Below are 1,140 nucleotides of genomic sequence, written 5' to 3'. Positions count from 1 at the left end.
ATCCTAGACGGGGAGTACAGCTTCGGTACCGCGATCGGTCTCTTTAATAACGTCATTAACTTCATCTTAATCGTCATTGTCAATTTTATTAGCAAGAGAGTATCTAGCGTATCTCTATGGTAAGGCAATGCCTAGCATTTCATTATGATTACTTACTTGCTATGGGGGTATCTAGGGGATGGTAACTAAAAAAAGCACCGGAGAAAAGATATTCGACTCCAGTAACATCGTATTCTTGATTTTCGTTGCGGGTATAACTGTGTATCCGATGGTGTTTATACTGGCCAGTTCATTAAGCGACTACAATGCGATTTTACGCCATGACGTTTTCTTGTTTCCTAAGGGATTTACCTTGGAGGGGTATACGGATGTGCTCGCCGACGGAGCGATTTTCAAAGCTTATTACAACACGCTGTGGTACACCTTCGTGGGAACGTTCATCAACTTGTTTTTTACGCTAACTGCAGCATACGCCTTGTCGCGCAAGTATTACATGTTTCGCTCGCACGTAACCTTCATTATCGCGGTAACGATGTTTTTCAGCGGAGGCATCATTCCTAGCTTCTTGCTTATCAATTGGCTTGGACTATACGATACCCGATGGTCGATGGTACTTCCGGGAGCAGTCAGCGTGTTTAACCTGATTATGGCGAGGGAATTCCTAACGCTCAACATTCCGGACGAAATGGCAGAAGCGGCCAAAATAGACGGAGCCAACGACATTTATATTTTCTACAAAATCGTTATTCCGTTGTGCAAGCCGATTATTGCCGTATTGGCTTTATTTTACGGAGTCGGTCACTGGAACTCGTTTTTTAACGCGATGATTTATTTGAAGAATCCCGACTATTTGCCGCTATCGCTCTATCTCCGTCGCTTACTCGTGTTGGGTACGACTAACTTCTCAAGCAATGCGATGACGGACCCATCGCTCGTGAACGATCCTGCGGCAATCTTGGGAATTACTCAACGCATTAAGTACGCTTCAATTATGGTAACGATGCTTCCGATTTTGTTGTCATATCCTTTCTTTCAAAAATATTTCGCGAAAGGCGTGATGATCGGTTCCATTAAATCATAAAGAGCAGGGGGAATGAATCTATTGCTCGACGTAGACTAGACCGTCAGGTCGTCTATCGG

General features: G+C 44.0%; 1 protein-coding gene and 1 pseudogene. Both read left to right on the top strand.

Annotation, left to right across the window (positions count from 1 at the left end; all coding sequences use genetic code 11):
- Positions 1-123, top strand: a pseudogene (locus AC1DWB_RS35765) (sugar ABC transporter permease); the annotation flags it as partial.
- A gap of 55 nt (positions 124-178) precedes the next feature.
- Entirely contained in the window at positions 179-1,081 is a 903-nt protein-coding gene (locus AC1DWB_RS35760) for a carbohydrate ABC transporter permease (RefSeq protein WP_477545808.1), read from the top strand.
- The last annotated feature ends 59 nt before the right edge of the window (positions 1,082-1,140 follow it).

It is taken from the genome of Paenibacillus sp. P4_E11, assembly GCF_056401635.1.
Note: the sequence above shows the minus strand (reverse complement) of the source record. Positions and strands in the feature narration are given on the sequence as shown.

Coding starts and splice junctions, on each gene's coding strand:
- AC1DWB_RS35760 (WP_477545808.1), top strand. CDS start 179: ATGGTAACTAAAAAAAGCACCGGAGAAAAGATATTCGACTCCAGTAAC.